We start from the raw sequence: 24215 nt of genomic DNA, 5'->3' as shown, positions 1-24215 counted from the left end.
GCCCAGGGCGCTAGCGGCCCTGGGCGCGCGGGCCGCGCAGCAGTCTGCGCGGCCGCGCGCAGGCCTGGTGCAGCTGGCCGGCGATGCGGCCGCGTTCCTGCGCATCGAGCTGCCAGCGCCAGAACGCAACTGCGGCGATCGCGATCAGCGCCAGCATCGCGACGGCGCGAAGCAGCGGCTGGCCCGCGGGCAGCAGCAAAGGAGTCATCGCCGATGCCAGGGTGGCCAGGGCCAGGACCGCGCAGCGCCGCAGACAGGGGCCGGTGATGCCGGCCATGCGCCGGCTCATCCACCCGAGCAACGCCGCATCGAGCACCATGCGCAGGCTCCACGCCAGGGCCGCGCCGACGATGCCCCATTGCCGTGTCAGCGCGATCAGCGCCACGACGTAGAGCGGCAGTTCGATCATGTGCAACCGGGCCGTGACATCGGCACGGCCGTGGGCCTGGATGGCGTTGAAGGCGACCTTGGAGAAGCCGTTCACCAGCAGGCCGAGTGCCAGCACCTGCATCACCACGCTGCTGCGCAGGGCGAAGTCGGGCCCCAGCCACAGGCCGAGGAAGGGCTCGGCCAGCGCCACGATCAGCACGACCGGCACGAAGAGCCCGGCGGCGATCATCCGCGCACCGAGCGAGAACAGGCGATCCGGCTCGGCCTGGCTGGCGGCGAACCGGTTGGCCATCAGCGGAAACAGCACGCCGAACAGGCCCTCCGACACCACATTGAGCTTGAACACCACCTCGTAGGGCGAGGTGTAGTAGGCCACGGCCGAGGTCCCGAGCAGGGCGCCGATGAAGAAGCGGTCCATGTAGACCATCAGCGGCGAGATCACGTTGGACACGGTCATCCAGCCGCCGAAGCGCAGCAGCTCCCGCCAGGAGGCATCGCCATCGTGCGCGCGCGCCAGGCGGCCCACTTCGCGCGCGGTGGCGATCGCGTAGGCCAGCAGGGCGATGTAGCGCCCCAGCACCAGGGTGGCCACGACCCAGTCCAGCCGATCGGTGAAGGGCAGTACGCACAGCGGACCGCCGAAGGTCCACAGCCCGACCGGGGTGCGGATCGCATTGGTCACCCCGAAGCGATGATGCGCTTCCAGCACCCCGCGCAGGCCGGTGGACAGCACGACCGCGGGCACCGATGCGGCCAGCAGCAGGAAGGCGTTGCGCGTCTCGCCGCGCAAGGCCTCCGGCACCCGCAGCAGATCGGTCATCCAGGGCGAGGCGACCGCCAGCAGCACGCCGCCCAGCACGCCGAGCAGGCTCATCAGCGACAGTCCGGAGGTGACCACCTGCGCGACCTGGTCGGCGCGGCCACGGCCGAGCCGCTCGGCCACCAGCCGTGTCATCGCCCGGCCCAGGCCCAGATCGAACAGGCTGAAATATCCCACCACCATCCAGGCGATGGTGAGCAGGCCGAAGCGGTCCACGCCGATGTGGTGCACCAGCATCGGCACGGCGACAGCGGCCAGTACCAGCGGGATCACCTGGCCGCCGATGTTGTAGGACAGGTGGCGCGCGAAGCGATGCCCCGGCGCCTGGTCCGGCGTCGTCGAGGCGGTCATGACGCCGCCGCGGGCGCGCACGGCAGCACCGCATCGCCGATCGCCTGGCGGTAGCCTTCCACCGTGAAACGCTGCTGGTAGCTGCGACGCGCGGCGAGCGCCATGTCCTGGTAGGCCTGGGCATCCAGCGCGAGCGCGCGTTCGACCGCCGCGGCCAGCGCCTGCGCGTTGCCGGGCGCGAACAGAAAGCCATTGACGCCGTCGGCGACGATCTCCTGCAGGCCGCCACCGGCCGAGGCGATGACCGGCCGGCCGATCGAGAACGCCTCGATGGCGACGCGTCCGAAGGGCTCGGGCAGCAGCGAGGGAATCAGGACGAAGTCGGCCCATTCGAAATGCGGGCCAGGCTGGCGCACGAAGCCGATCCGTTCGACGGGGAAGCGGCAGTCGGCGGCGGTCTGATCCAGCGCGGTGAGCAAGGGCTCGTAGCCCGGGAAGACGTCGCCGACGATGCGCAGTTCGATCTGCGGCGCCGACGCCAGTCGCGCCAGCGCCTCCAGGGCGAACTGCTGGCCTTTCCAGGTGTTGATGCGGCCGATGATGGCGATCCGCCAGCGCCGATGCGCACCCGGCATGGTGGGCGGCGCGTCGGAGATCGGCGCCACGCCGTTGTGGATGACCCGCCCGGGCAGTCCGAACGCCAGCGCGGTGGCGTAGGAGTTGTAGATCACCTGCGCGCGCGAGAGGCGCAGCAGCGTGCGGAACAGCACCAGCGCGGTGGCGCCGGGGATTTCGCGCACATGGACATAGCCGCCGGCGCAGCCGCGCAGCGCCAGGATCGCGGACACGCAGACGGTGGTGTTGACGTAGCAGAGATCGTGTTCGGCCGCCAGCGCCCGGTAGCGCCGCCATGCCGCCGCGATGCCCGACAGGCTCTTCAATGGATGTCGCTTGAGCTCGATCTTGCGCAGGATGCCGCGCGGTTCGAAGCGGCATGCATCGGCCCAGGGCTCCAGCAGCGACTGCAGCGGGCCCGGCTCGGGGAGCACAACCTCGATGCGGGCCTGCGGATGACGCTCGCGCAGCGCCTGGACCGCGGCGGCGAAGCTGCGATCCGAGCCATACAGTTCGCTGCCCTGATGGATCGCCAGGATGCGAGGCCCACGGCTCATCGATAGACCTCGGCAAGAATGGAACGCGCGCCGCGGCGCCGCCCCGGTCCGCTGACCAGGCGCAGGACCGTCCAGGCGATGTAGAGGTGCACGCCCAGCCGTTCCAGCCGGTTGCGGTCGAACACGTGCCGCCACGAGCGCATGAGCCAGATCTTGCGCTGCACGTATTGCTCGGGGTCGCGCCTGTCGCGCAGCGCGGAGTCGTGGTCGAGCGTCCCACGGTGCACGTAGGCCCGGCCGCCGCGTAGGTTCAGCTCGCGGCACAGGCGGGTATCGATGCCGTAGAAGCGCAAGCGCTCGTCGAACGGGGCCGGCCCCAGCGACCACAGGAACCGTTGCGAGATGCACAGCCCGCTCATCATCGCGGTGAAGCTGCGCGGCAGCAGGGTGCCCGGTGTCACCCCCGGCAGGGGCGCGCCCTTGATCCAGCGCAGCCGGCACGGGCTGATCACGCGACCCTGATGGGCGATCCGCGGCACGTACATGTCGGCCGGGACGGCGCGCATGGCGGCGCACAGCGCGTCCAGGAAGTCCGGTTCGAAGCGCGAGTCCTGGTCGAACACCAGCACATACGGCGAAGCGGCGTGCAGGAGCATCGCGTTGTAGGCCACCGAGAGCGGCGCGTTGTGACCGTTCCAGGAATAGCGCCAGTCCGGCGCCAGGATGACGGCCTGGGCATCGGCTTCGGGCGAGTTGTCCCAGAGCTGCACACGCAGCTGTAGCTGCGTGCAGGCGGTTGTCGCGCGCAGCAGGCTCTGCACCGTCTCCGATTCGGCGATCTTGCGCCGGTAGAGCACCACGAACACGTCAATGCTGATCATGAGGGCCTCCCTGGCGCAGGCGCAGCACACGCGCCGGGACGCCGGCGGCGATGGCGAAGGCGGGGATGTCCCGGGTCACCACACTGCCGGCGGCGATGACGCAGCCAGGCCCGATCGTGACGCCGGCCAGCACGGTCACCTTGGCTCCGATCCAGCAGCCTTCGCCGATCTGGATGGGCGCGCGGGTCGTGCCTTGCACACGGATCGGAACGGACAGGTCGGCGTGGTTGTGGTTCTCCGAATGCGCGCTGAAGTACTGCCCGATGATGGTGTCCTCGCCGATGGAGACACCGCCGGACCCGCCGATGCTCGAGTACTCGCCGATCCCGCATCGGCGGCCGATCCGGATGTGGCTGCCAGGGCGCGCGATATCGGTGCCCGTGACCAGCCTGGAGTAGGCGCCGATACTCGATCGCTCGCCGAGGACAAGGCCGTCGCTGCCCAGTCCGCTGAGGATGACGCCATCGCCGATGGCCGCATGGCGGCCGATGACGATCCTGCGCACAAAGCGCAGGCGCACCGAGCGCCCGACGAAGCACGGAGAGATCCGCCGGTGCGTCGCCGCCAGCAGCAGGCCACGGCAGGCATGCATCCCTTGCTCAAGACCGTGCCGGAACAGGTCGCGTCCGTCGATGCCGGGGGCGATCCGCTTGCCCGGTCGTACGCGCGCCAATGCCTGCTCCAGCAGGCGGCGCATCAGCGCGGAGAGCACGTTGCCGGTCGCGGCCAGCGGCCCGCGCGATGGCGGTTGTGTCTGCGCACTCATGCGGCGACGTCGAAACGGCGCGCGTCGTGTCCGAGTTGGGCGAGGCACGCGGCGGTGACCAGGCCGGGGGAGCCCGCGCCTATGACCGTGATGTTCATGAAGGAGGCCAACTGCGACGGATGGGTGGGGCGCTGCGCCGGTGCATGCGTCGGTATGGCGCGCAGCGGCGAGAGGAACATTGTGGCCGCCGACCCGCGCACCGAGTCCGCCGATGGCGGCAGGGGACCGGATGATTGCCGGGCGTAACCTGATGTGTGCAGTAGCGCGGTGTTCGCAGCACGCGGCGCCGCGTGCGGGCCGCACTCAGGCCGGTGCCTGCGCCTCAGGACCTGTTGCGGCGTACGCCTCTCAAGGGGCGACGATCTCGAAGCTGGCCGCGAACGGCTGGCCGCTGCCGTTGACCGAAAACGTCACATGCGCGCCGTCGCTGACCTGGTCGAGCCGCGCGACGCGATGGCCGGAAACGTCCAGCGCGTAGATCGATGGGTTCGGCTGCCGCATGGCGAGCGTGACTGTGGCGGCGATCCTCTCCATCCAGATCGGTCCATCGACGACCTTGAGGCTCGAGGAATCGGTGGCGCCATCCGGCGACTGGATCGTCCACCAGTCGTTGATCATGTCCAGGCGCTCCAGGCGTTGCCGGTGCTGCCCGCTCATGCCCATCGTGGAGCCGGGCAGCGTGAGCAGTAGGTGTCTCGAATCGGCCAGCGGCCTGTCGTCCAGGCTGGTGAGGAAGGCGGTGACGAAGCCGCGGGATGGGGCCAGCAGTGAGAGCTCCAACATGCCCGATGCTGCGGTCTGGCCCGGCGGGAGCTCGCCGGAGATGCCTGCGGCATAAGCGGAGCCGAACAGGATCCGTTCGCCTGCCGGATCGTGGACGAGGTACGAGGTGGAGGTCTCGCCCTGCTTGTCGAAGACGCCGGCCTGTGCGGCGTCCGCGATCTCCAGCCGCCGTCCGGCGGCCGTGTCCGTCGCCAGGTCCATGGATTGATGGAGGTAGGCCGACAGCTTGCCGGAGACGTTGGTCAGCGCCGCATCGATCCTGTCGTCGAAGCGCATGGACACGACGGTCTCGGGCAGCGCCAGTCCCGCGTGCCCCTCGAGGAAGTAACGCGCGCATTGCGAGAACTGCAGCAGTTTGGTCCAGTCGCCCTTGAGGCTGAAGCTGGAAGGCGTGGCCTGATCGAGATCCTGGTCGTAGGCGTACGTGTACAGGATCAGGCCGTCCCAGTCCTGGCCGAGCGCGAACTGCGTGACGACGGGCAGCAGGTCCGATCCCTGCTCATTGGGCCATGGTTGATTGAACTCGCTGACCACGAACGGCTTCCCCTGCTGGCGGGCATAGGCCACGTTGAGCAGCGTGTCCTCGAAGGCATCCCCGAGCCAGCTGTTGGAGATCCTCCAGTTGGTCCAGTCCCACTGGCGCTGCGGGAACCAGTAATGGTCCACATAGAAGTGCGCATCGAGGAAGCTCGCCGACGCATTGACGTCGAGGTTGGCGAAGCCCCCGTGCTTCCAGCGTCCGGAGTGGATCACCTGGGTGCCCGAGACCGGCATGCGTTCGCCGACGTTCGTACGCACCGCGGCGACCATCCGCGCGATGTAGCCGCGATCCAGCGCAACGAAGAACTCGGCCGCGGCGCGCGCGATCGCGGGCGACTGACCGGAGCGCAGCATGGGCAGCGGCTCGTCCCCGAGTCCATGCGTGTCCCGGTAGGCCTCCCATCTGCGCTCCAACTGGTCGCGGAAGCGGCCCTGGACCAGCGTCGGCAGGCGATCTTCCTGCCAGGTGTCGATCAGCGTGGACTCGTTACTGATCTCGATCATCGCGATGCCCGGCATCTGTGCCGCATCCAGCGCCTGGGACAGGTTGGCGAGGTAACGCTCCTGCCACCGGATCATGTCTTCGTCGAAGATCTGCAGCGGCTTGCTCTGCGGCGGAATCTCATCGTCGGCCTGCAGTTTGGGAAACGTGTGGTTGGCGTGCAGGTTCAGATCGACGTAGATGCCGTGACGCGACAGGGTCACGATGAGCGTCTTCAGCGCCTGCGCGGCCTGCAGGTCGAGATCCGGATGCTGCGCATCGGCCAGGATGCCCACCGGGTAGCGGTCGCCCTGGCGGGCGGGCTGGTCGATGGCATGCAGGCGGACCAGATTGACGCCCAGCGTCGCCAGACGCTGGGCCAACCGCTCGGCCGCATCGCTCGAGGGAAAATTCGCCGACAGGGCGAGGTTGACGCCAAAGAAGCGGATACGGCGGTCATCGTCGGTGTCGGCAAGCAGATCGCTCCCCAGCGCATGGAAGTGGCCATCCCGGACGAAGATCCGGTCCGCCGGGCCCAGCGGGGCGCGCGGGGTCGAGCCGGAGGCCGGCAAGCCGACCGCGGGGGCGTCGAGCGGATCGACCGGAAGCTGCACGTACGCGATGTCATGCGGGGGAGCGCTGAAGCTCGTGCAGGCGATCCAGATGCAGAGCACCAGGGCCGCGCACGTGGTGGGCAGCAGTCGCCGCCTCATGCAGGCGCGGCCATCGGGTGCTGCACCTGCTCCGGCGCGGGCTCCGGCTTTTCGAGCAGTCGGAACCACACCAGGAACATGAAGATCTGGACGACGTAGAGATGCGAAAGCCCGGTCGAATAATGGAATCCGAACACGTAGAGCTGCGCGATGCTCAGGCTGATGGTCCCCAACGCCATCGTGTAGGCCGCGCGGTCGGCGGCCAGGCCCGACTGTGGGCCTGAGCCCAGCCTTCGCAGCGCTTTGGTCACCGGCGAGAACATCAGCCACACGTAGCCGACCGAGGCGACGCCGAAGACCATCAGCACCGAGATGTACCAGGAGTCCTTGTAGGTCTCGCCGTTGTTGGTGATGGCGCCAAGCCCGTAGCCCTGCGGCCTGAACTGTGCGGGGACCGAGGCGTACTGCGCGAGTCGGCCGACCGAGGAGGCGTCCAGGTCCGTCTTGGCCACCACGATCATGGCGAAGGAGAACAGCAACATGGCCACCGGCATCGCGGCCAGCTTGGCGAAGGACCTGATGCGGTAGACGTGGAGCTGCAGGGCGCAGAGCAGCGCCAGGGCCAGCATGACCCAGCCGATCCTCACGTTGGCCACGACTTCTCCGGCCAGCAGCAGCGCGATGACCAGCAACAGGCGCAGGCGACGATCGAAGCCGCGCGTGTTGGGGATCGAGAGGACCGCGTAGGCGATGACCATTGCGTTGAACAGGCTGTATTCGATGGCCGAGATGAAGAACCCGGTGGCCCGCAGCGAGTCGTCCCGCATGAACTGGTACTGGAGCATGCGCGACTCGGTCTCGATGCTCTCCTTCGAGCGGGCGACGAACTCGTAGTACCAGAGCTTGGTGAAGTCGCCGGTGAAGCTCAGGTACTCGTAGAGCGAGAAGACCGCCATCACGCAGGCCAGCGCGATCAGCAGGTTGATCGCCCTGCGTGCCGAGATGCGCCGCGGCAGGTCGGAAGCGGCGATGAGCAACGCCAGCAGCAGTGGGACGAAATAGCGCCGCCATTGCTGGATGCCGTCGCCCAGGCCGCTGCGCATCAGGCCGATGGCCAGGCCCAGCGCCGACAGCACGCAGATGACGGCCGCGATCCTGAAGACCCGCACCGAGACCACGCCGAAGCCCGTGCTGCGCCGCTGCATCATGTTGTACAGCAGCAGACCGCCGATGAAGTATTCCTTCCAGGCCTTGGAGATCAGCAGCAGCGTCGGCGGCATCACCTTGTCCAGGGGGACGAAGATCAGGTCGTTGGTGGCGACCAGCAGCAGCGTGGCATAGAGGAAGTACTGGCGCTTGCTGGTGAACAGCAGGGACACGCATCCGGCATAGCAGGACAGGAAGAAGAGCGTCAGCAGGCTGCTCATCTCGGCTGCACCTTCGCATCGCTTGCGCCGCTCTGCGCGCGCGCGATGGACCCGCTCCGGTTCCTGTTCACTCGGATCGGCCTTGCGTGCGATCGCCGACGCCTGAGGCGAGCGACTGTCGCCTCACAGCGCATTGCTCAGACCGTCCGCGGCAGGGCATTGGCGGAGGGGCTGGCCTCACGCTTCCCGCCCGGGCGCTGTCCGGCGTGGAGCTGGTACTCGAGCAACGCCTCGTACTGGGCCAGCACGAACGGCCAACGGAACTCGCGATCGAAGCGCTGGCGGCTGGCCTGGCGCAGTGCTTCGATCGCCTGCGGATCGGCCAGCAGCGCCGACAGATGCATGTCGCAGTCGATCACCGAATGGAAGTAGCGCGCGCCGTCCTGGGCGACCCAGCGGTTGAACGGATTGTCGTGGGCGATGACCGCGTTGCCCGCGCCCAGCGCTTCCACCAGGGAAGGATTCGTGCCGCCCACCGTGTGGCCGTGCACGTAGAACAGCGCGTGCCGCCGCAGCGCCCGCAGCGTGGCGGTGTCGTAGATCGCACCGGGGAAGTCCACCTCCGGACTGGCGGCGTCCAGCACTTGGCGGTGATAGGCATTGCCCTGCGGCTCGTAACGCCCCAGGACCACCAGGCGTGCGTCGCGGCGGCGGCGCGAGAAGGCGGTGACGATCTCCAGCAGCGAGTTCTCCGGCTCGGGCCGCGCGATGACCACGCCGTATCGGGCTCCCTTGAGTCCCAACGGCTCCAGGGCCTCGTCGCCGATGTCTTCGATCAGGTCGGCGCCGTAGGGGATCATGGCGATCTTGTCCGCCCGCACGCGGGTTGCCAGATGCTGCGCGATCTCCGGGTGGTCGGCGATCAGATGATGGCCGGCCCAGCAGCCGATGCGCTCATTGGCCCAGAGCCACAGGCGCTCGTGCGTGCGCCACTTGCGCCGCTTCCATTCCAGACCGTCCATGTTGATCACGTTGGTCACGCCGCACCAGCGCAGCCAGGTCGAGAACAGGGCCGTGTTGTAACCCAGCGTGAGCACCAGCGGCGCACGGGCCCGCGCGGCATGGCGGATGGAACGCCAGTCGAAGGCCATGGTGCCGCGCGCGCCACTGGCCTTGACGCCGATGGTGACCCGGTGCACGCCCTGCCACTGGTCCTCGATCACCGGCTGTTCCTGTTCCGGGCCCGCCTGGCAGTACACCGTGACGCGCCAGCCGCGCTGCACCAGATGCAGGGCCAGCCGTTCGGCGAAGGTCTCGAAACCGCCATGCATGGCGGGAATGCCACGCGTCCCCAGGATCGAGATCTGACGATGGGGCATGGCTTGTTCCTTCTGTAGGCACATCGCAGCGACGGCGTTCATCATGCGCAGCGCGCGGCTGGCCGATTCGGCCGAATTGGGCGCCATTTCCGTCAAGCCCCGCGTACGCGATGGCGGCCCTTGCCCAGGGAATGTCCGAAAGCGGCATCGCCGCCCTTCCAGCATGTCGGCTCGTCCATGAGCGGGCCTGATGCAGGGCCCGCGCATCCTGACCGGCTTTGATCGCCGTTCCTGATGTCCAGTGCCAAGCCGTGGAGAAGACCCCTTGCGCTGCGATGACCTGACCGGGGCATCGCAGCGCTTTTTTCTCGCGCAGGTGGCGACGCGTCGGTTCCCGTGCGGCGTGCCGCTCGCGCGCCACGGGGGTCTTCGCGGGACTGGTCATGGCGATCATGGCTGCCGGCTGTGCTTGCCGCGCAGGGGGTTGGATCTGGTCAGGAATCGCGCATGCGTTTTGCTCTGCTGTTTCGTCGGCTGCGGCGTCGTAAGTTCAATCTCCGCCTGCTCTTGCTGCTGCTGGTCGTCGCGGGCGTGTCGCTGTCCGGTTGCGCCATGCTGCCGGCGTCGCGCTTTCCGGCGCCGCTGGAGCGCGCGGATGAAGCCTCGGAACTGGTCCAGAACGGCATCCACTTCAGCCTGCAGCGGATCGAGCCGGGCATGCCGGCACAGCCAGAATCGCCTGCGCACGCGCCGGTGTCCGAGGCGCCTGACGCCGACGGCGCGCCACAGGACTATGTGGTGCAGGCCGGCGACACTCTGCGGGTCACCGTCTGGGATCATCCCGAACTGAACAATCCCGGCCTGGGCGCGCTGACCTCGGCGACGGGCAACGCCGGCGTACCCGCTGTGGAGACCTTGCGCATGAGCGGGGCCAGTTCGCTGGACGCGCAGGCACGCCTGGTCCAGCCCGACGGCACGCTGTATTTCCCGTACGTGGGCACGGTCAAGGTCGCAGGACTCGACGTGCCGCGCATCCGCACGCTGCTGACGCGTCGCCTGAGCGCGGTCATCCCCGCCCCGCAGCTGGACGTGGCGGTAGTGGGCTTCCGCAGCCAGCGCGTGTATGTGGCCGGCGCCGTGCGCACGCCCGGCGCGCAGCCGCTGACCGACGTGCCGATCACGGTCGCCGATGCGCTGGCGGCCGCCGGTGGTTATGTGGAAGGCGCCGACCTGCAGTCGGTCAGCCTCAATCGCGGCGGCAGGACCCGCACGCTGGATCTGTACGCCTTCTTCTTCCAGGGCGACCTGACCCAGAATCCGCTCCTGCGCAGCGGCGATGTCCTGAATCTGCCGCCGCGCCGGGACAAGAAGGTCTTCGTCCTGGGCGAGGTCGCCAAGCCGGGCTCGCAGGTCATGCCGCTGGGGCCGATGAGCCTGTCTGAAGCGCTGGCCGATGCGGGCGGACTGAATCCTGTCTCGGCCAATGCCGCGCAGATCTATGTGTTCCGCGCGGGCGACCAGCCCCAGCAGGTCAAGGTCTACCAGCTCGATGCAATGAATCCCGGGCTGCTGGTCCTGGGCGATCGTTTCGTGCTGCGTCCGCGCGACATCGTGTTCGTCGATCCCGCCAACCTGACCCGCTTCTCGCGTGTGGTCTCCCAGATCCTGCCGCTGGCCAGCTCGCTCTACATGACCAGCGCGGCGGCCAATCGCTGATCCGCGCATGGTCGACGGATCCTTGCTGAGACTGGCGGTGTGCTGCCGCATCAACCTCGTTCGCAGCCCGATGGCCGAGGCGGTGTTGCTCGCGCGGCTGGGGGCGACGGGCGAGGTGCAGGTGCGCTCGGCCGGGCTCGAGGCGATCACCGGGCTGGAGCGTCCGCGCGGCGTGCTGGATGCGCTGGAGGCGGCCGGCTATCCGCCTCCCCCGAGCGCCTTCAGCCGCCGCCTGGACGCGCAGCTGCTGCAGTGGGCCGATCTGGTGCTGGTGATGGAAGCCAGCCAGCGCCAGACGCTACTGCGCCTGGCCCCGGCCGCGGCGGCCAAGGTCTGGCGCCTCGGCCATTGGCAGGCCACCGAGGTGGCCGACCCTGACGGGCTGGCGCCGCAAGCACTGGCCGCCACCCTGAGAACGATCGAGACCTGCGTCGGCAGCTGGCTGCCGCACCTGCAATCCCCTCTTCACCAGAGCGACCCGATCCGCCCATGAGACCCACCACCCCACCAGCCGCCGACAGTCCTGAAGAGGACGAGGTCAATCTGCTCCTGCTGTTGCGCAATGTCTCGACGCATCGCCGGTTGTTCCTGCTGGTGGCCGGCGGCGTGTTCGCCCTGGCGCTGGTGTACCTGCTGTCCGCGCAGCCGACCTACCGGGCCCAGGCGCTGCTGCAGATCGATGAGGACCAGGGGTCCATGCTCGGTGCGTTGTCCGATGTGGCCGGCGCGCTGAATCTCAACAAGTCCATCGACGGCGAGCTGGACATCCTCACCTCGCGCACCGTGATGGGCGAGGCCATCGACCGCACCCAGGCGCAGCTGGACATCGAGCCCAGGCACCGCATTCCGGTCCTGGGGCGCCTCTACGCGCGCCTGGCCACGCCGCCCAACGGATTGGCCGATCCTCCGCTGGGACTGTCGGAGCTGCCCTGGGGCGGCGAGCGCCTGCGCCTGGCGCATTTCGAAGTGCCGCGCGCGCTGTACGGCAAGCCCTTCGTCCTGACGGCCGGCGAGGACGATGCCTGGACCCTGAGTTCGCCCGACGGCGAGGAGGTCGCGCGCGGCAGGCTGGGACAGCGGATGGACTTCAACGTCGCCACCCGCTTCGGCCCGGGACGCGGGTCGATCCAGGTCGAGGAACTGCGCGCGCGCAGCGGCGTGAGCTTCGGCGTCACCGCCTCGTCGCTGCAGACCGCGTTCGAGGAGATGGGGCGCCGGGTCAAGGCGACGGAGACTTCCAAGGATTCTTCGATGATCGAGCTGACGGTGAGCGGCAGCGATGCCGAGCGCACCGCCGACTTCGCCAACGCCCTGGCGCGCGCCTATGTCGCGCTGAACATCCGTCATCGCGCCCAGCAGGCGCATCTGAGCCTGCAGTTCCTGGAGCACAGGCTGCCGGCGCTGCGCGCGGAGCTGACCCGCGCCGAGGACGCGCTCAACGCATATCGCATGCGCAGTGGCACCATCGACGTGGAGCAGCAGAGCGAGGCCCTGCTGACGCGCGTGGTCGAGCTGACCCGCCAGCAGACCCTGCTGGAACTCAACCGCGAGGCCAGCGCGCAGCAGTTCCGTCCCACCCATCCGGCCATGCGCATGCTCGAGGCGCAGCACGCGGCCGTGGCCGAGGCGCTGACGCAGGCCGATGCGCAGATCCGCGTGCTGCCCGCCGCGCAGCAGGAGTACCTGCGCCTGGCGCGGGATGTGGCGGTCGATACGCAGCTCTACACCGCGCTGGCGGCCAACAAGCTGCAGCTGGAGGTCGCCGAGGCCGGCACCACCGGCACGGCGGCCATCATCGACCCCGCGCTCTCCCCGGAACGACGCCACTGGCCCACGACGTTGCCGGTGCTCGCCGGCGGCCTGATGGGCGGCCTGCTCCTGGGCTTCCTGGCCGTGCAGGTGCTGGCCGGCATGCGCCGTGCGCTGCACGACCCGCTGGAGGTCGAGCGCCTGAGCGGCGCCCCGGTCTACGCCGTGGTGCCGGAGAGCAAGGTGCAATCGCGCATGACCCGCGTGCGCGGCGGCAGTGAAGACCCGCTCTACCATGCGCTGCTGTCGCGACAGTCGCCGACCGATCCCGGGGTGGAGGCCTTGCGCACCCTGCGCAGCACCTTCCGCCTTGCGCTGCGTGAGGCGGGGCGTACCGCGGTGGTGTTCACCGGGCCCACCGAGGGCGTCGGCAAGACCTTCGTCACCGCCAACTTCGCCTATCTGCTGGCGCTGACCGGCGTGCGCGTCCTTTTGGTCGACGGCGACCTGCGGCGCGCCGGACTCGGGCGCTATTTCCCCGATTCGGTCGCCGCGCCTGGCCTGTCCGATGTCCTGGCCGGGCAGGACACGCTGGAGGCCGCCATCCAGCGCACCGACCAGGAGGGGCTGGACCTGCTGCCTTCCGGGCGCCATCGGGTCTCCAACCCCGGCGAACTGCTGGCGCGTCCGACTCTGGACGTCGTGCTGCGCGAGGCCGAGCAGCGCTACGACTACGTGATCGTCGATTCGCCGCCGGTGCTGCCGGTCGGCGATGCCATGACCCTGGCGCGCGCCTGCGGCGCGGTCTTCATCGTCAGCCGCTACGAGCTCACCAACGGGCGGCAGCTGGTTCAGACCCTCAAGCGTCTGACCCAGGTCGAGGCGAAGATCTGCGGGCATGTCTTCAACGGCCTGCGCGCCAGCCGCTACGGCGATGGATACGGCTACGGCTATGGGTACGGAACCTACGGGGCGGACCCCAAGCGCTGAGCCCGGTCATGCGCGCAGCGGCATTGGCCCTGCGCGCGTGCCCGGACAGGCATCGCTGCAGCGCGGCGCCCGCAGGAAGATCTCAGATCAGTGAGGCGAACGAGCAGGGCAGGGCGCTGGCTCCTGCCGTGATGCCGCTCGCCGGGCGTTGGCGCACGGCCGGACAAGCCAATCGCGCGTCAGCGGCAGCCTTCGCTGACGTTGCCCAGCGTCTCCAGCGTCGGTGCGGCCAATCCCGGAAGACGCTGCAGGTTCATCGCACCGGGCAGCAGCCCGTTGGCCAGCTCCGCGCCGAGATCGGCCGTGCGCAGCGCATTCCTTCCCTGCGTGGCACGCTTGGCCAGGCCGGTGCCGTGGCAGCCGAGCGAGATCGCAGCCGGATCCTGGATCGCGGATGGATCCTGTCCGGAGCGCCGGCCAGGCGCGCGCCGGGCCATGCCGGACTGCAGCGAGCTGTCGATGCCCGGGATGGCCTGCTTCTGCTGCTCCGGCGAGGTCAGCCCGATGGCCTGCTGACTGGCGCGGATCAGCGCCATGTACGGGTCTGGAGACGTGCGCCGCCCGGTCCGTGGCGGCAGGGCGGGGTCACGCGCCAGGCCAAGGCCCGGCGCTTGCAGCGGGGCCAGGGCCGCAGCAGCTTCCTGCGCGTGGCCGGGCGCGATGCCGGCCGCACAGAACGTCAACGCCAAGGCGGCCGCCGTCGCCGCGCCGATCGAGCAGGGCCTAATAGGCATTGCGATGCACCAGGCCCTTGTGCACGGTCATCGCCACGATCTTCAGGTCCAGCGCCAGCGTGCGATGCTGGATGTAGTGCAGGTCGTGGGCGACGCGCTCGCTCATCTTCTCCAGGCAGTCGATCTCGCCCCGCAGCCCGTTGACCTGGGCCCAGCCGGTGATGCCCGGCTTGATCCGGTAGCGATACATGTAGTCGCGCACCAGTTCCTTGTACTGATTGTCGTGCGGAAGGGCGTGCGGACGCGGCCCCACCACCGACATCTGTCCCTTGAGGACATTCAGGAACTGCGGCAACTCATCCAGGCTGGTGCGGCGCAGGAGCCGGCCCAGACGCGTGACGCGCGCATCGTTGCGGCGCGCCTGGCTCAGGGTGCCGGGGCCTTCGCTGTGGACGCGCATGGTGCGGAACTTGTAGATCGTGAAGCGGCGCCCGTCGGCGCCCATGCGCTGTTGCAGGAACAGCGCCGGGCCGGGCGAGTCGATCCGGATCGCGAGCGCGATCAGGGCCAGCAGCGGCGCCAGCATCAGCAGCACCGTGGCGGAGAAGGCCAGATCGAAGGCCCGCTTGCCGAGCGGATGACGCGACTGCCAGGGCATGCCGACCAGATGGATCCCGCCGGCACCCCTGCCGGTGCGCGTCTGGTCCAGTCGGGCGAGCGGGTAGGCGCGCAGATCCGGAATGAAGCGGATATCGACGAAATCCTGGCGGAACTCCTGCACCAGCCGCTCCAGCGACGCGGCCTGATCCAGCGGCGCCAGCAGCCAGAGCTCGCGGATGGCGCCGCCGCGCAGCAGCGAGCGGAAGGTGTCGAAGTCGCCGATCACCGGCAGCCCCTCGCGTTGCGCGCCGGTGGCCGCGCCTTCCTCGTACACCAGCGCCGGCCGATAGCCCGGCCCTGGCCTGCGCAGCAGCTGCGGCAGCAGCAGCGTCGAATCGGCGCTGACCATCAGCGCCACCCGGCGCGCGCGGGATCCGAGCTGGAGTCGCCAGGACTGCGCGGCATTCAGGCCCAGGCGCGCCAAGGACAGTGCACCGGCGGCCTCCATCGTCGTCAACAGCAGCGTATGCGAATTCATTGGACCGGACTCCGGTTGAAGCGTTGCGGTGCCACGGCCCGGGCCCTGGTGCCGGCGCGATACTCGCCCGGGCTGCGCGCGAGGTGCTTGCGGAAGATCTTGGCGAGTCTGCCGCCATCGCCGATGCCGCAACGCCGCGCGATCTTGTCGATGGGCAGGTCGGTCTCGGTCAGCAGCTTGCAGCTGCGGCGCAGGCGCACGCCCAGCAGATAGTCCGAAGGCGTCATGCCCAGTTCCAGCTTGAAGCGACGCAGGAAGTTGCGCTCGCTCATGGCCACCGCGTGCGCGGCATCGGCGATGCTGACCGGCTGCTCGTGGTGGGTTTCCAACCAGCGGGCCGACGCCAGGATCTGCTCGGTCACGCGCGTGCGCGCCACCGGACGCAGGACTTCCGGCTCGGCCGGTGCCTCGGTCTGCGCCGGCCCGTGCAGCTCCAGGCAGCGCGCGGCGACCAGCTCGCCCAGGTCCGCGGCGATCATCGCCATGGCGGCGGCGAACGCGGTGCGCTGTTCGCCGGTGCTCTTCACGAACAGACCCGCCGCTTCGATCAAGCGCCGGCCCTCGGCGATCGGCACGATCATGACGCCCAGCTCGTGCTGGTCCCGCAGCCACTGGCATAGCCGCGGGCTGGCCTCCAGCGTCGCCGCACCCACGCCACCGGCCACGAACACGATGCGCAGGCGCTGCCCGCGCGGGGGCGGCAAGCGTTCGGTAGCCACATGCATGCCCGAGGCGCTGGCCACGGTGCCACCGGATTCGGACAGCAGCACGGGCATGTAGAGGCGTTTGAAGCCCGAGGCGCGCTGCTCGATGGCATTGGCGGTACACAGCAGGTCGATCAGGGCCACCACGTCGGCCAGCCCGAAGCCGTCGAAGACGACCAGGCCCAGACGATGTGAGAGGTTCAGTCGCTCGGCCGGGAAGGCGGGCAGGCGGCTGACGGACGACTTGATTCCGGTGATCACGCTCATGTTTTCCCCTTGAAGCTCTGGACGAGCCGCCCTCCCGCGCGGCTCGCAGTTCGCGCCCGGCCCGCCGGCTCGCGGCGTGGCCGTGGCTGATGTCCCGCCCTCCCAGCGGGTCTTTGCAAGCGCGCGGTCCCCGTTGCCCATTGCGACCGAGCAGAAGGACCTGGCTCGCCCAAGCGCTTGTGCTGCGGCCGCTCGTCCCCCGATCAGGCCGCGCTTCTACAGACCGGCGGCAGGCAGACGCGCGACGGCGGCCATGCTCCCGCGGGTCGCGCGATGGCCAGGCCTTGCAGGCAGTTGACGCCGCCGGCCAGGGCCACGGCGGTGTCGCTTGCGCGTTCGACGCCTTCGGCGACCACGTACGGCGCGATGCTTCCGCCCAGCGCGACCAAGTGCGAGAACTCGCGCGCCCCGGTGATGCTGCGCATCGCTTCGGCCAGGAGCGTGCCGCTGATCTTGACCACCTGGGGCAGGATCTGGCGGACGAAGTCCAGCCGCGTGTGGCCCTCGCCGAAGTCATCGATGGCGATCTGGCAGCCCAGCGCGCGCAGGCGCCCGACGAAGGTCTTGGCCGACTCGAAGTCGCCCAGCGGCGCCGTCTCGGTGATCTCCAGCGTCAGCCTGGCGGCGACGGTCGGCTGTTCCTGCAGCCTCTTGATAGGCCCATGCCACCAGGCGTCGTCGACGAGACTGTGCGAGGACAGGTTGCAACCGGCGTGCAGGGTGGGCTCGCGCTCCAGGCGTTCGATCACCGCGTCGAGCACCACACGATCCAGCAGCCTGACCAGGCCCAGACGCTCCATGGCGGCGACCAGGCAGGAGGCGCCGATGCCGGGCTGATCCAGTCGCAGCAGGGCCTCCTGATACAGCGAGGCGTCGCGTCGATCGCCGGCGTTGCGTCGCATGATCGGCTGGAAGGACAGGCCGACCTCGCCGCTGCGTAAGGCCTCATGAAAGGCCAGGGCCAGGGCCATGTCTTTCTCGTAGCGCTCGCGCCAGATCCAGCCGCACTGGACCGGTTCCAGGATCGGCGCGCGGCCGCCCAGGCGCTCCAGCTCCTGCGGCGGATAGGGCCCAGAGGTCGAGCTCAATCTGACTTCGCCGACAGTGACCACCGGCAGCGCGCGCTGCCCCAGGTGCTCCAGCGGCAGACCCGCGAGCTGGAGTTGCCAGTGCTCGGCGAAGGACCCGGCCTCGGCGATCCACGCGACGAAACGGCGATCGCCCGCCTGCTTGATCGAGTGGCCGGCCAGATGCATGCGCCACTGCAGTGCGGCCAGGGCCGCGCGCGCGAAGGTCTCGCCGTAGGCCGCCGCCAAGTGGTCGCGGTTATGCAGCTCGACCAGCAGATGGCAGCCCGATGCCGGCGGCGGAAGCTCAATGCGGCTCATGCGCCGCTCCCCAGGCAGCCGCGTGCGTCCTCGGCCCGCTCACCTCCTGGATCGCGGGCAGACCACCGCGATACGCCGGCTGACGCGCGTACGAAAACGGTCCTTTCTGGAAGGATCGGGGCGCGTGAAGGAATACCGCGGATAGCTTGAACTCTTGGCGATCAATTCGACATGAAAAGTGCTGGGACAGAAAGGACCATTTCTGTCAAATGTCGATCCGCCACCGCCACTCCCCGAAGCCCGAGCGCAACCCCGGATCAAGATGCCCAAGGCGCATCGCATACAGGCAGGCAGTGGGGACGACGCGCTACACCCGATTTCGCGACCGTGGGCTCGGGACGTCCTGGGAGGCCGAGCGACTCGGCGTCCGGCCGATCAGGACGCGATGGCCAAACCGCGCAGGCGCGGTGCGTGCGTTGCTTGTCAAGGCAGCTGCGTCACTGCAGGAGGGTGACTGCCTTCGCTGTATCGGCCGCGAAGTCGCCGATCGGAACGCGGAGTCCCCCATCCTGTTCATACAACGCATAATCACCGTGTTCGTGGATTCCGCGGCCTGGCCCAAGCAGGGCCCAGGCGGCGGAACAGTCAATCAGGGGGGGGCAGGCGCGTGCCCCATTACGCCGTCAGGCCTGGTCCTGACGGCGTGGTCTACGCGTGCACTGCGTGCGACCGGCGGAGCCCGATGCCACCTGGTGGGCAGTGTTGGAAGACCATGCTAAGAGCAAGACAGAGCGACCAGACACGACATGCGACATTGACGGAACAAGAGTTGGGCAAGCGCAGGCCGCAGGTTCGCACAGGCGACTGCGCATGCTTGACCAGTGCCATGTTCGAACGCTGTCTTCTCTGGATTTTCCGCTGGATCCGCAGATGTGGTCCCACCCGGCGCGGTTGGCAACACTGGGGGGCGTCACCATGATCATCGGCTACGCGCGCGTCTCGACGGGCGACCAGAATCTCGATCTGCAGATCCTGGCGCTCAAGGCCGCCGGTTGTACCAAGATCTATACGGACCAGGGTGTCTCGGGCAGGCACGGCAGCCGCCCGGGCCTGCACAAGGCGCTGCGGCGACTCAAGCCGGGTGGGAAGCTCGTCGTCTGGAGGTTGGACCGGCTTGGCCGCTCGTTGATCAATCTGGTCCAGCTGCTGGATGTGCTGGGCGAGCGCGACATCTGCTTCCAGTCCCTGACCGAGAGCATCGACACGGCCTCATCGGGAGGCCGCCTGGTGTTCCACATCATGGCCGCGCTGGCCGAGTTCGAGCGCTCGCTGATCAGCGAGCGGACGCGAGCCGGCCTGGCCGCTGCGCGTGTGCAGGGCAGGAAGCTGGGCCGAAGGCCATCGCTGACGGTCGAACAGTGCGTGGAAGCCAGCGAACTGGCACAGCTGCGTGGCTGGGACTCGAAGCAGCTGGCCAAGCATTACGGCGTCCACCCGCGCACGCTGGCCAGACTGATGGCGCAACAGCAGGACCAGGTGGAGCCGGCGTTGATGAAGGGCGGGCGCGTGGTGGACTAGCGGCGCGGGCGTCGACGCCATCGCCGTGCCCGCGCGGTGCACAATGGCCGCATGATCATCCAATCGCTGCTCGACACCGACCTGTACAAGTTCACGATGATGCAGGCGGTGCTGCATCAGCACCCTGCCGCGCAGGTGCAATACCGCTTCAAGTGCCGCACGCCGGGCATCGACCTGGCCGCGCACCTGGACCGCATCTCCGAGGAGATGGACGCGCTGTGCGCGCTGCGCTTCACCGCGGACGAGCTGGACTACCTGCGCGGGCTGCGCTTCGTCAAGCCGGATTTCGTCGACTTCCTCGGCCTGTTCCACTTCGATCGCAAGTACATCACCCTGCGCGCCTCGGACCAGGTGCCCGGCGAGATCGCGCTGGAGATCGAGGGGCCGTGGCTGCACACGATCCTGTTCGAGGTGCCGCTGCTGGCGATCATCAACGAGGTGTACTTCGATGCGCTGGGGCAGGGCGATCTGGTCGAAGGCGAGCGCCGGCTGCAGGCCAAGCTGGCGCGCCTGCGCGCCATCCCCGACGCGGCCGGCTGCGCCATCGCCGACTACGGCACGCGCCGGCGCTATTCGCGCGCCTGGCACGCGCGCCTGCTGCCGCAGCTGCGCGACGGGCTGGGCGAGCAGTTCGTCGGTACCAGCAACGTCCACTTCGCCTACCGGTACGGCATGACGCCGCTGGGCACGATGGCGCACGAGTGGCTGCAGGCCTTCCAGGCGCTGGGCCCGCGCCTGCGCGATTCGCAGGCCGCCGCGCTGGAGGCCTGGGCGCGCGAGTATCGCGGCGACCTCGGCATCGCGCTGAGCGACGTGGTCGGCACCGATGCGTTCCTGCGCGACTACGACATGTACTTCTGCAAGCTCTTCGACGGCATGCGCCACGACTCGGGCGATCCGCTGCGCTGGGGCGAGCGGATGCTGGCGCACCTGGCCGCCAACCGCGCCGACCCGCGCGCCAAGACGCTGGTGTTCAGCGACGGCCTGGACGTGGACCGGGTGGCCGAGCTGTACGCGCACTTCAAGGGGCGCTGCCGCCTGGCCTTCGGCATCGGCACCAACCTGACCAACGATCTGGGCCCCAAGGCGCTGAACATCGTCATCAAGATGACCCGCTGCAACGGCCAGCCGGTGGCCAAGCTGTCCGACTCGCCGGGCAAGAGCATGTGCGACGACCCGGGCTATGTGCGCTATCTGCGGCAGGTCTTCGGGCTGCCGCCCGAGCAGGATCTGTGACCTGCGGCAAGCTTTCGATCACCGACAACTTGGCGGACTTGACACCTATTTTGGCGTAATTTTCACTCTGTCTTGACGCCGCAGCCGACGGCGATCATCCGCCGCTTCGGGCGGATCAGGGGTGGCGCCGGGGTGCTCGACATGACGCTTGTACGCGCGGCTGCCACGCTGTGGCTGCTGCTCCTTCTGGCTGGCTGCGGCGGCGGGGGTGGCGGCGGGTCGTCCTCCGCCTCGTCCTCGCCCTCCACGCCGGTCACCACCCCGACCACGCCCAGCGACAAGCCGACCACCGATGCGGAGGCGGCGCGCTTTCTGACCCAGGCCAGCTTCGGCCCGACCAAGGCCGACATCGCCCGCGTGCGCCAGATCGGGTACGGCGCCTGGATCGACGAGCAGATCGACGCGTCCAAGACTGCGCCGACGCTGATGGAGCCGCACATCCTGTCCATCCCGGTGGCCAGCCTGAGCTACGCCGAGCGCCGCAACTACTGGCTGTGGCAGGCGGTGACCGCCAAGGACCAGCTGCGCCTGCGCATGGGCTTCGCGCTCAGCGAGATTTTCGTGGTCTCCGACCGCGACTACAACACGGCCAACTTCGGCCGCATCGCCAACTACCAGGACATGCTGGACAGCAATGCGTTCGGCACCTACCGCGACCTGCTGGAGAAGGTCACCCTGCACCCGGCGATGGGCACCTACCTCAGCCACATCCGCAACCGCAAGGCGGTCAGCTACAAGAACGGCCAGGGACTGACGGTCACCATCGTCCCCGACGAGAACTATGCGCGCGAGGTGATGCAGCTGTTCTCCATCGGCCTGGTCCAGCGCAACGCCGACTTCACCGTCAAGACCGATGCCTCGGGCAACACCATCCCCACCTACGACCAGGCGGTGGTGAGTGCGATGGCGCGTGTGTTCACCGGCTGGTCGATCAATGGCGCGACCAAGGACACCTTCTACAAGGGCCTGCCGGACAACGACGCCAAGCCGATGACCTGCGTGCCGGACTACCACGACGACCAGCCCAAGACCATCTTCAACGGCATCGTCATCGCCGAAGGCAACGACTGCACCAAGACGCTGGCCAAGGCGCTCGACGCGCTGGCCAGCCATGCCAACACCGCGCCCTTCATCAGCCGCCAGCTGATCCAGCGCTTCGTCACCAGCAATCCCAGCCCGGCCTACGTGGGCCGTGTGACCAAGGTGTGGGCCAGCTCCAACGGGGATCTGGGCAAGGTGATCAAGGCGATCCTGATGGACACCGAGGCGCGCACGGCGCCGGCCGCCACCGACACCAGCTACGGCAAGCTGCGCGAGCCGCTGATCCAGCTGACCACGCTGTGGCGCGCCTTCGACGCCAAGTACGTGCCGCGCGACGACGGCCAGTACGCGTTCTCCTTCGGCGCGTCCTACGACTTCAGCGTGTCGCTGGGCCAGGACTCGCTGCGCTCGCCGTCGGTGTTCAACTTCTTCTCGCCCGACGCGCGCCTGCAGGCCGCCGATGGCGTCGATGGCCTCTATGCGCCTGAGTTCGACCTGCTCAACGACTCCAGCTTCGTGAGCACCTTCAACGAGGTGTGCAACGCCGCCTGCGGCAATCTGAAGACCGCCGCGCCGACCGCGCGGACCAACGCGCCGGTGCTCGATGCCACCAGCCTGCAGGCGCTGGCCGATGCCGGCAACCACGCCGGCATGGTCGATGAGATCTCCGCGCTGCTGTTCGCCGGCAACCTGTCCGCCGACACCCGCGCCACGATGATCGACATGCTCAACAAGCTGCAGACCGAGAAGCGCAGCAGCGCAGAGCGGGTGCAGTCCCTGGTCCAGCTGGCGCTGGCCTCCCCCGATTTCGTGATCCAGCGATAGGAGCCGCACGAACATGTCTCGACAGGTCAATCAGGACCGCCGGACCTTCCTGCGCTCGCTGCAGCTGATGCTGGCCGGCGGCGCCGTCGCCGCGACCCTGCCGCAGTTCGAACTGGTCGGCCGCGCGCTGGCGCAGAGTTCCACCGCGGTGGGCACCGGCAACTACCGCGCGCTGGTGTGCATCTTCCTGTTCGGCGGCAACGACTCGTTCAACATGCTCATCCCGCATGTGCAGACCGAGTACGACGTCTACCTCAAGAGCCGCGGCGGCGTGTACGACGCGGCCGCCAACAGCCAGGGCCTGGGCATCGCCCGCGACGCGCTGCTCAAGGTCACCGACACGGCGGGCAAGGCCTGGGGCCTGCACCCGGCCTGCGCCGGCATGAAGACCCTGTTCGACAACCGCGAGCTGGCGTTCATGGCCAACGTCGGCACGCTGGTGCAGCCGACCACCAAGGCCGAGTACACCGCCAAGGCTAAGCGCCTGCCCTACAACCTGTTCTCGCACAACGACCAGCAGGCGCTGTGGATGCGCGGCGAGTCGGAGCTGCGCAGTTCCAACGTCGGCTGGGGCGGCACCCTGGGCGAGCGCATCAAGGGCGCCAACAGCGGCGGCTTCACCGCGCTGCCGCCGACCATCTCGCTGGCCGGCAACAACCTGTTCCAGACCGGCACCTCGATCTCGCCCTATGTGATGTCCACCGGCGGTCCGGCGGCGCTGCGCAACTTCGAGAACGTCAACTCCACGCCCGACCGCATCCGCCGCGAGGCGCTGGCCGCGCTGGTCAAGCATCGCTACACGCCGCTGATGCAGGACCAGTACGCGCTGCAGGGCGAGAGCGCGATGCTGATCGGCAGCACCATGCGCACCGCGCTGGATGCGAACAACGGCGGCGACATCGCCACCGTGTTCCCGTCCGGCAATGGGCTGGCCTCGCAGCTGCGCATGATCGCCCGCTCGATCAAGGCCAGCCGGACCAGCGCGCTGGGGCAGAACCGGCAGATCTACTTCGCCAGCATGGGCGGCTTCGACACCCACGACGGGCAGATGGTCGCCAATGGCCAGCCGCGGCTGTTGGGGCAGGTCTCCGATGCGCTGTTCGCCTTCCGCAACGCGCTGGTGGAAATCGGCGCGCTCAACGACGTGGTCAGCTTCACCAACAGCGACTTCGCCCGCACGCTCAACAGCAACGGCAATGGCACCGACCACGCCTGGGGCGGCGTGCAGCTGATGATGGGCGGCCCGCAGTCCTCCGGCGGTCCGCTGGCCGGCGGCCGCGTATTCGGCAGCTATCCGATCCTGGAGTTGAACGGCGACCAGGCGGTCGATCGCGGTCGCATGATCCCGACCACGTCGACCAACCAGTTCGGCGCCACCTTCGCCCAGTGGATGGGTGTGGGCGCCTCGGACCTGGCGGCGATCTTCCCGGGTCTGGGCAACTTCGCCAGTCCGATGCTGGGATTCTTGGCAGCGTGAGGCGGGAGCGTCACGTAGCGCGATTCGTGAACCCGCGCTGATGGATCCGTGTACGTCGTTGCGTGCGGGTCCCTTCGCTCAGATCAAGT

Annotated in this window: 19 protein-coding genes; 7 read left to right on the top strand and 12 right to left on the bottom strand. The window is 68.7% G+C overall.

Features of this window, described 5'->3' with window-relative positions; genetic code table 11:
• Window positions 1-10: 10 nt before the first annotated feature.
• The 8 genes from WFQ05_RS13950 to WFQ05_RS13915 all read right to left on the bottom strand — a co-directional run bounded on the left by WFQ05_RS13950 (window position 11) and on the right by WFQ05_RS13915 (window position 9463).
• Window positions 11-1561 carry a flippase gene (locus WFQ05_RS13950; RefSeq protein ID WP_337054261.1) on the bottom strand — a complete coding sequence of 517 codons (1551 nt, stop codon included), beginning with the start codon at window positions 1559-1561 and terminating at the stop codon, window positions 11-13.
• Complete coding sequence (locus WFQ05_RS13945) at window positions 1558-2673, bottom strand: glycosyltransferase (RefSeq protein ID WP_337054260.1); 1116 nt, start codon at window positions 2671-2673, stop codon at window positions 1558-1560. Before WFQ05_RS13945 ends, WFQ05_RS13950 begins: the two co-directional genes overlap by 4 nt.
• On the bottom strand, window positions 2670-3494 hold the full coding sequence (locus WFQ05_RS13940; protein WP_337054259.1) for a glycosyltransferase: 825 nt from the start codon (window positions 3492-3494) through the stop codon (window positions 2670-2672). The genes WFQ05_RS13945 and WFQ05_RS13940 overlap by 4 nt, the downstream gene beginning before the upstream one ends.
• The gene (locus tag WFQ05_RS13935) at window positions 3481-4260 is read right to left on the bottom strand and encodes an acyltransferase (RefSeq protein ID WP_337054258.1); all 780 of its coding nucleotides are present in this window, start codon (window positions 4258-4260) and stop codon (window positions 3481-3483) included. Before WFQ05_RS13935 ends, WFQ05_RS13940 begins: the two co-directional genes overlap by 14 nt.
• On the bottom strand, window positions 4257-4439 hold the full coding sequence (locus tag WFQ05_RS13930) for a hypothetical protein (protein ID WP_337054257.1): 183 nt from the start codon (window positions 4437-4439) through the stop codon (window positions 4257-4259). Before WFQ05_RS13930 ends, WFQ05_RS13935 begins: the two co-directional genes overlap by 4 nt.
• 169 nt (window positions 4440-4608) lie before the next feature.
• Window positions 4609-6777: a hypothetical protein gene (locus WFQ05_RS13925; RefSeq protein WP_337054256.1), complete on the bottom strand. Its 2169-nt coding sequence runs from the start codon at window positions 6775-6777 to the stop codon at window positions 4609-4611.
• Entirely contained in the window at window positions 6774-8144 is a 1371-nt protein-coding gene (locus WFQ05_RS13920; protein WP_337054255.1) for a hypothetical protein, read from the bottom strand. The genes WFQ05_RS13925 and WFQ05_RS13920 overlap by 4 nt, the downstream gene beginning before the upstream one ends.
• A 137-nt stretch (window positions 8145-8281) precedes the next feature.
• The gene (locus WFQ05_RS13915) at window positions 8282-9463 is read right to left on the bottom strand and encodes a DUF1972 domain-containing protein (protein ID WP_337054254.1); all 1182 of its coding nucleotides are present in this window, start codon (window positions 9461-9463) and stop codon (window positions 8282-8284) included.
• Between the two features lie 447 nt (window positions 9464-9910).
• On the opposite strand from WFQ05_RS13915, the gene WFQ05_RS13910 reads away from it, so the two are divergent.
• From WFQ05_RS13910 to WFQ05_RS13900, 3 genes are read left to right on the top strand one after another with little or no spacing between them, the layout of a single operon-like run.
• Window positions 9911-11119, top strand: a complete 1209-nt coding sequence (locus WFQ05_RS13910) for an SLBB domain-containing protein (RefSeq protein WP_337054253.1) — start codon at window positions 9911-9913, stop codon at window positions 11117-11119.
• Window positions 11120-11126: 7 nt separating this feature from the next.
• Window positions 11127-11612, top strand: coding sequence for a hypothetical protein (locus WFQ05_RS13905; protein ID WP_337054252.1), 486 nt, complete (start codon window positions 11127-11129; stop codon window positions 11610-11612).
• Window positions 11609-13858: a polysaccharide biosynthesis tyrosine autokinase gene (locus WFQ05_RS13900; protein ID WP_337054251.1), complete on the top strand. Its 2250-nt coding sequence runs from the start codon at window positions 11609-11611 to the stop codon at window positions 13856-13858. Before WFQ05_RS13905 ends, WFQ05_RS13900 begins: the two co-directional genes overlap by 4 nt.
• 179 nt (window positions 13859-14037) lie before the next feature.
• On the opposite strand, the gene WFQ05_RS13895 is transcribed toward WFQ05_RS13900, so the two are convergent.
• From WFQ05_RS13895 to WFQ05_RS13880, 4 genes are all read right to left on the bottom strand, one after another.
• A complete protein-coding gene (locus WFQ05_RS13895; protein ID WP_337054250.1) occupies window positions 14038-14394 on the bottom strand; it encodes a hypothetical protein in 357 nt (118 codons plus the stop codon).
• A 187-nt stretch (window positions 14395-14581) separates the two neighbouring features.
• Complete coding sequence (locus WFQ05_RS13890; protein WP_337054249.1) at window positions 14582-15670, bottom strand: exopolysaccharide biosynthesis polyprenyl glycosylphosphotransferase; 1089 nt, start codon at window positions 15668-15670, stop codon at window positions 14582-14584.
• Window positions 15667-16641 (bottom strand): helix-turn-helix domain-containing protein, encoded by a 975-nt coding sequence (locus tag WFQ05_RS13885; protein WP_130515401.1) that lies wholly within the window; start codon window positions 16639-16641, stop codon window positions 15667-15669. The genes WFQ05_RS13890 and WFQ05_RS13885 overlap by 4 nt, the downstream gene beginning before the upstream one ends.
• 203 nt (window positions 16642-16844) lie before the next feature.
• Complete coding sequence (locus WFQ05_RS13880; RefSeq protein ID WP_337054248.1) at window positions 16845-18029, bottom strand: EAL domain-containing protein; 1185 nt, start codon at window positions 18027-18029, stop codon at window positions 16845-16847.
• A gap of 810 nt (window positions 18030-18839) precedes the next feature.
• Here WFQ05_RS13880 and WFQ05_RS13875 point away from each other — a divergent pair.
• From WFQ05_RS13875 to WFQ05_RS13860, 4 genes are all read left to right on the top strand, one after another.
• On the top strand, window positions 18840-19547 hold the full coding sequence (locus tag WFQ05_RS13875; protein WP_328590591.1) for a recombinase family protein: 708 nt from the start codon (window positions 18840-18842) through the stop codon (window positions 19545-19547).
• A gap of 51 nt (window positions 19548-19598) precedes the next feature.
• Complete coding sequence (gene pncB, locus WFQ05_RS13870; RefSeq protein ID WP_337054247.1) at window positions 19599-20783, top strand: nicotinate phosphoribosyltransferase; 1185 nt, start codon at window positions 19599-19601, stop codon at window positions 20781-20783.
• A 141-nt stretch (window positions 20784-20924) separates the two neighbouring features.
• Window positions 20925-22649 (top strand): DUF1800 domain-containing protein, encoded by a 1725-nt coding sequence (locus tag WFQ05_RS13865; RefSeq protein WP_337054246.1) that lies wholly within the window; start codon window positions 20925-20927, stop codon window positions 22647-22649.
• A gap of 13 nt (window positions 22650-22662) precedes the next feature.
• A complete protein-coding gene (locus WFQ05_RS13860) occupies window positions 22663-24126 on the top strand; it encodes a DUF1501 domain-containing protein (protein ID WP_337054245.1) in 1464 nt (487 codons plus the stop codon).
• The last annotated feature ends 89 nt before the right edge of the window (window positions 24127-24215 follow it).

The sequence above is a fragment of the Pseudoxanthomonas sp. USHLN014 genome, assembly GCF_037153335.1.
GTDB lineage: Bacteria > Pseudomonadota > Gammaproteobacteria > Xanthomonadales > Xanthomonadaceae > Pseudoxanthomonas_A > Pseudoxanthomonas_A winnipegensis.
Note: the sequence above shows the minus strand (reverse complement) of the source record. Positions and strands in the feature narration are given on the sequence as shown.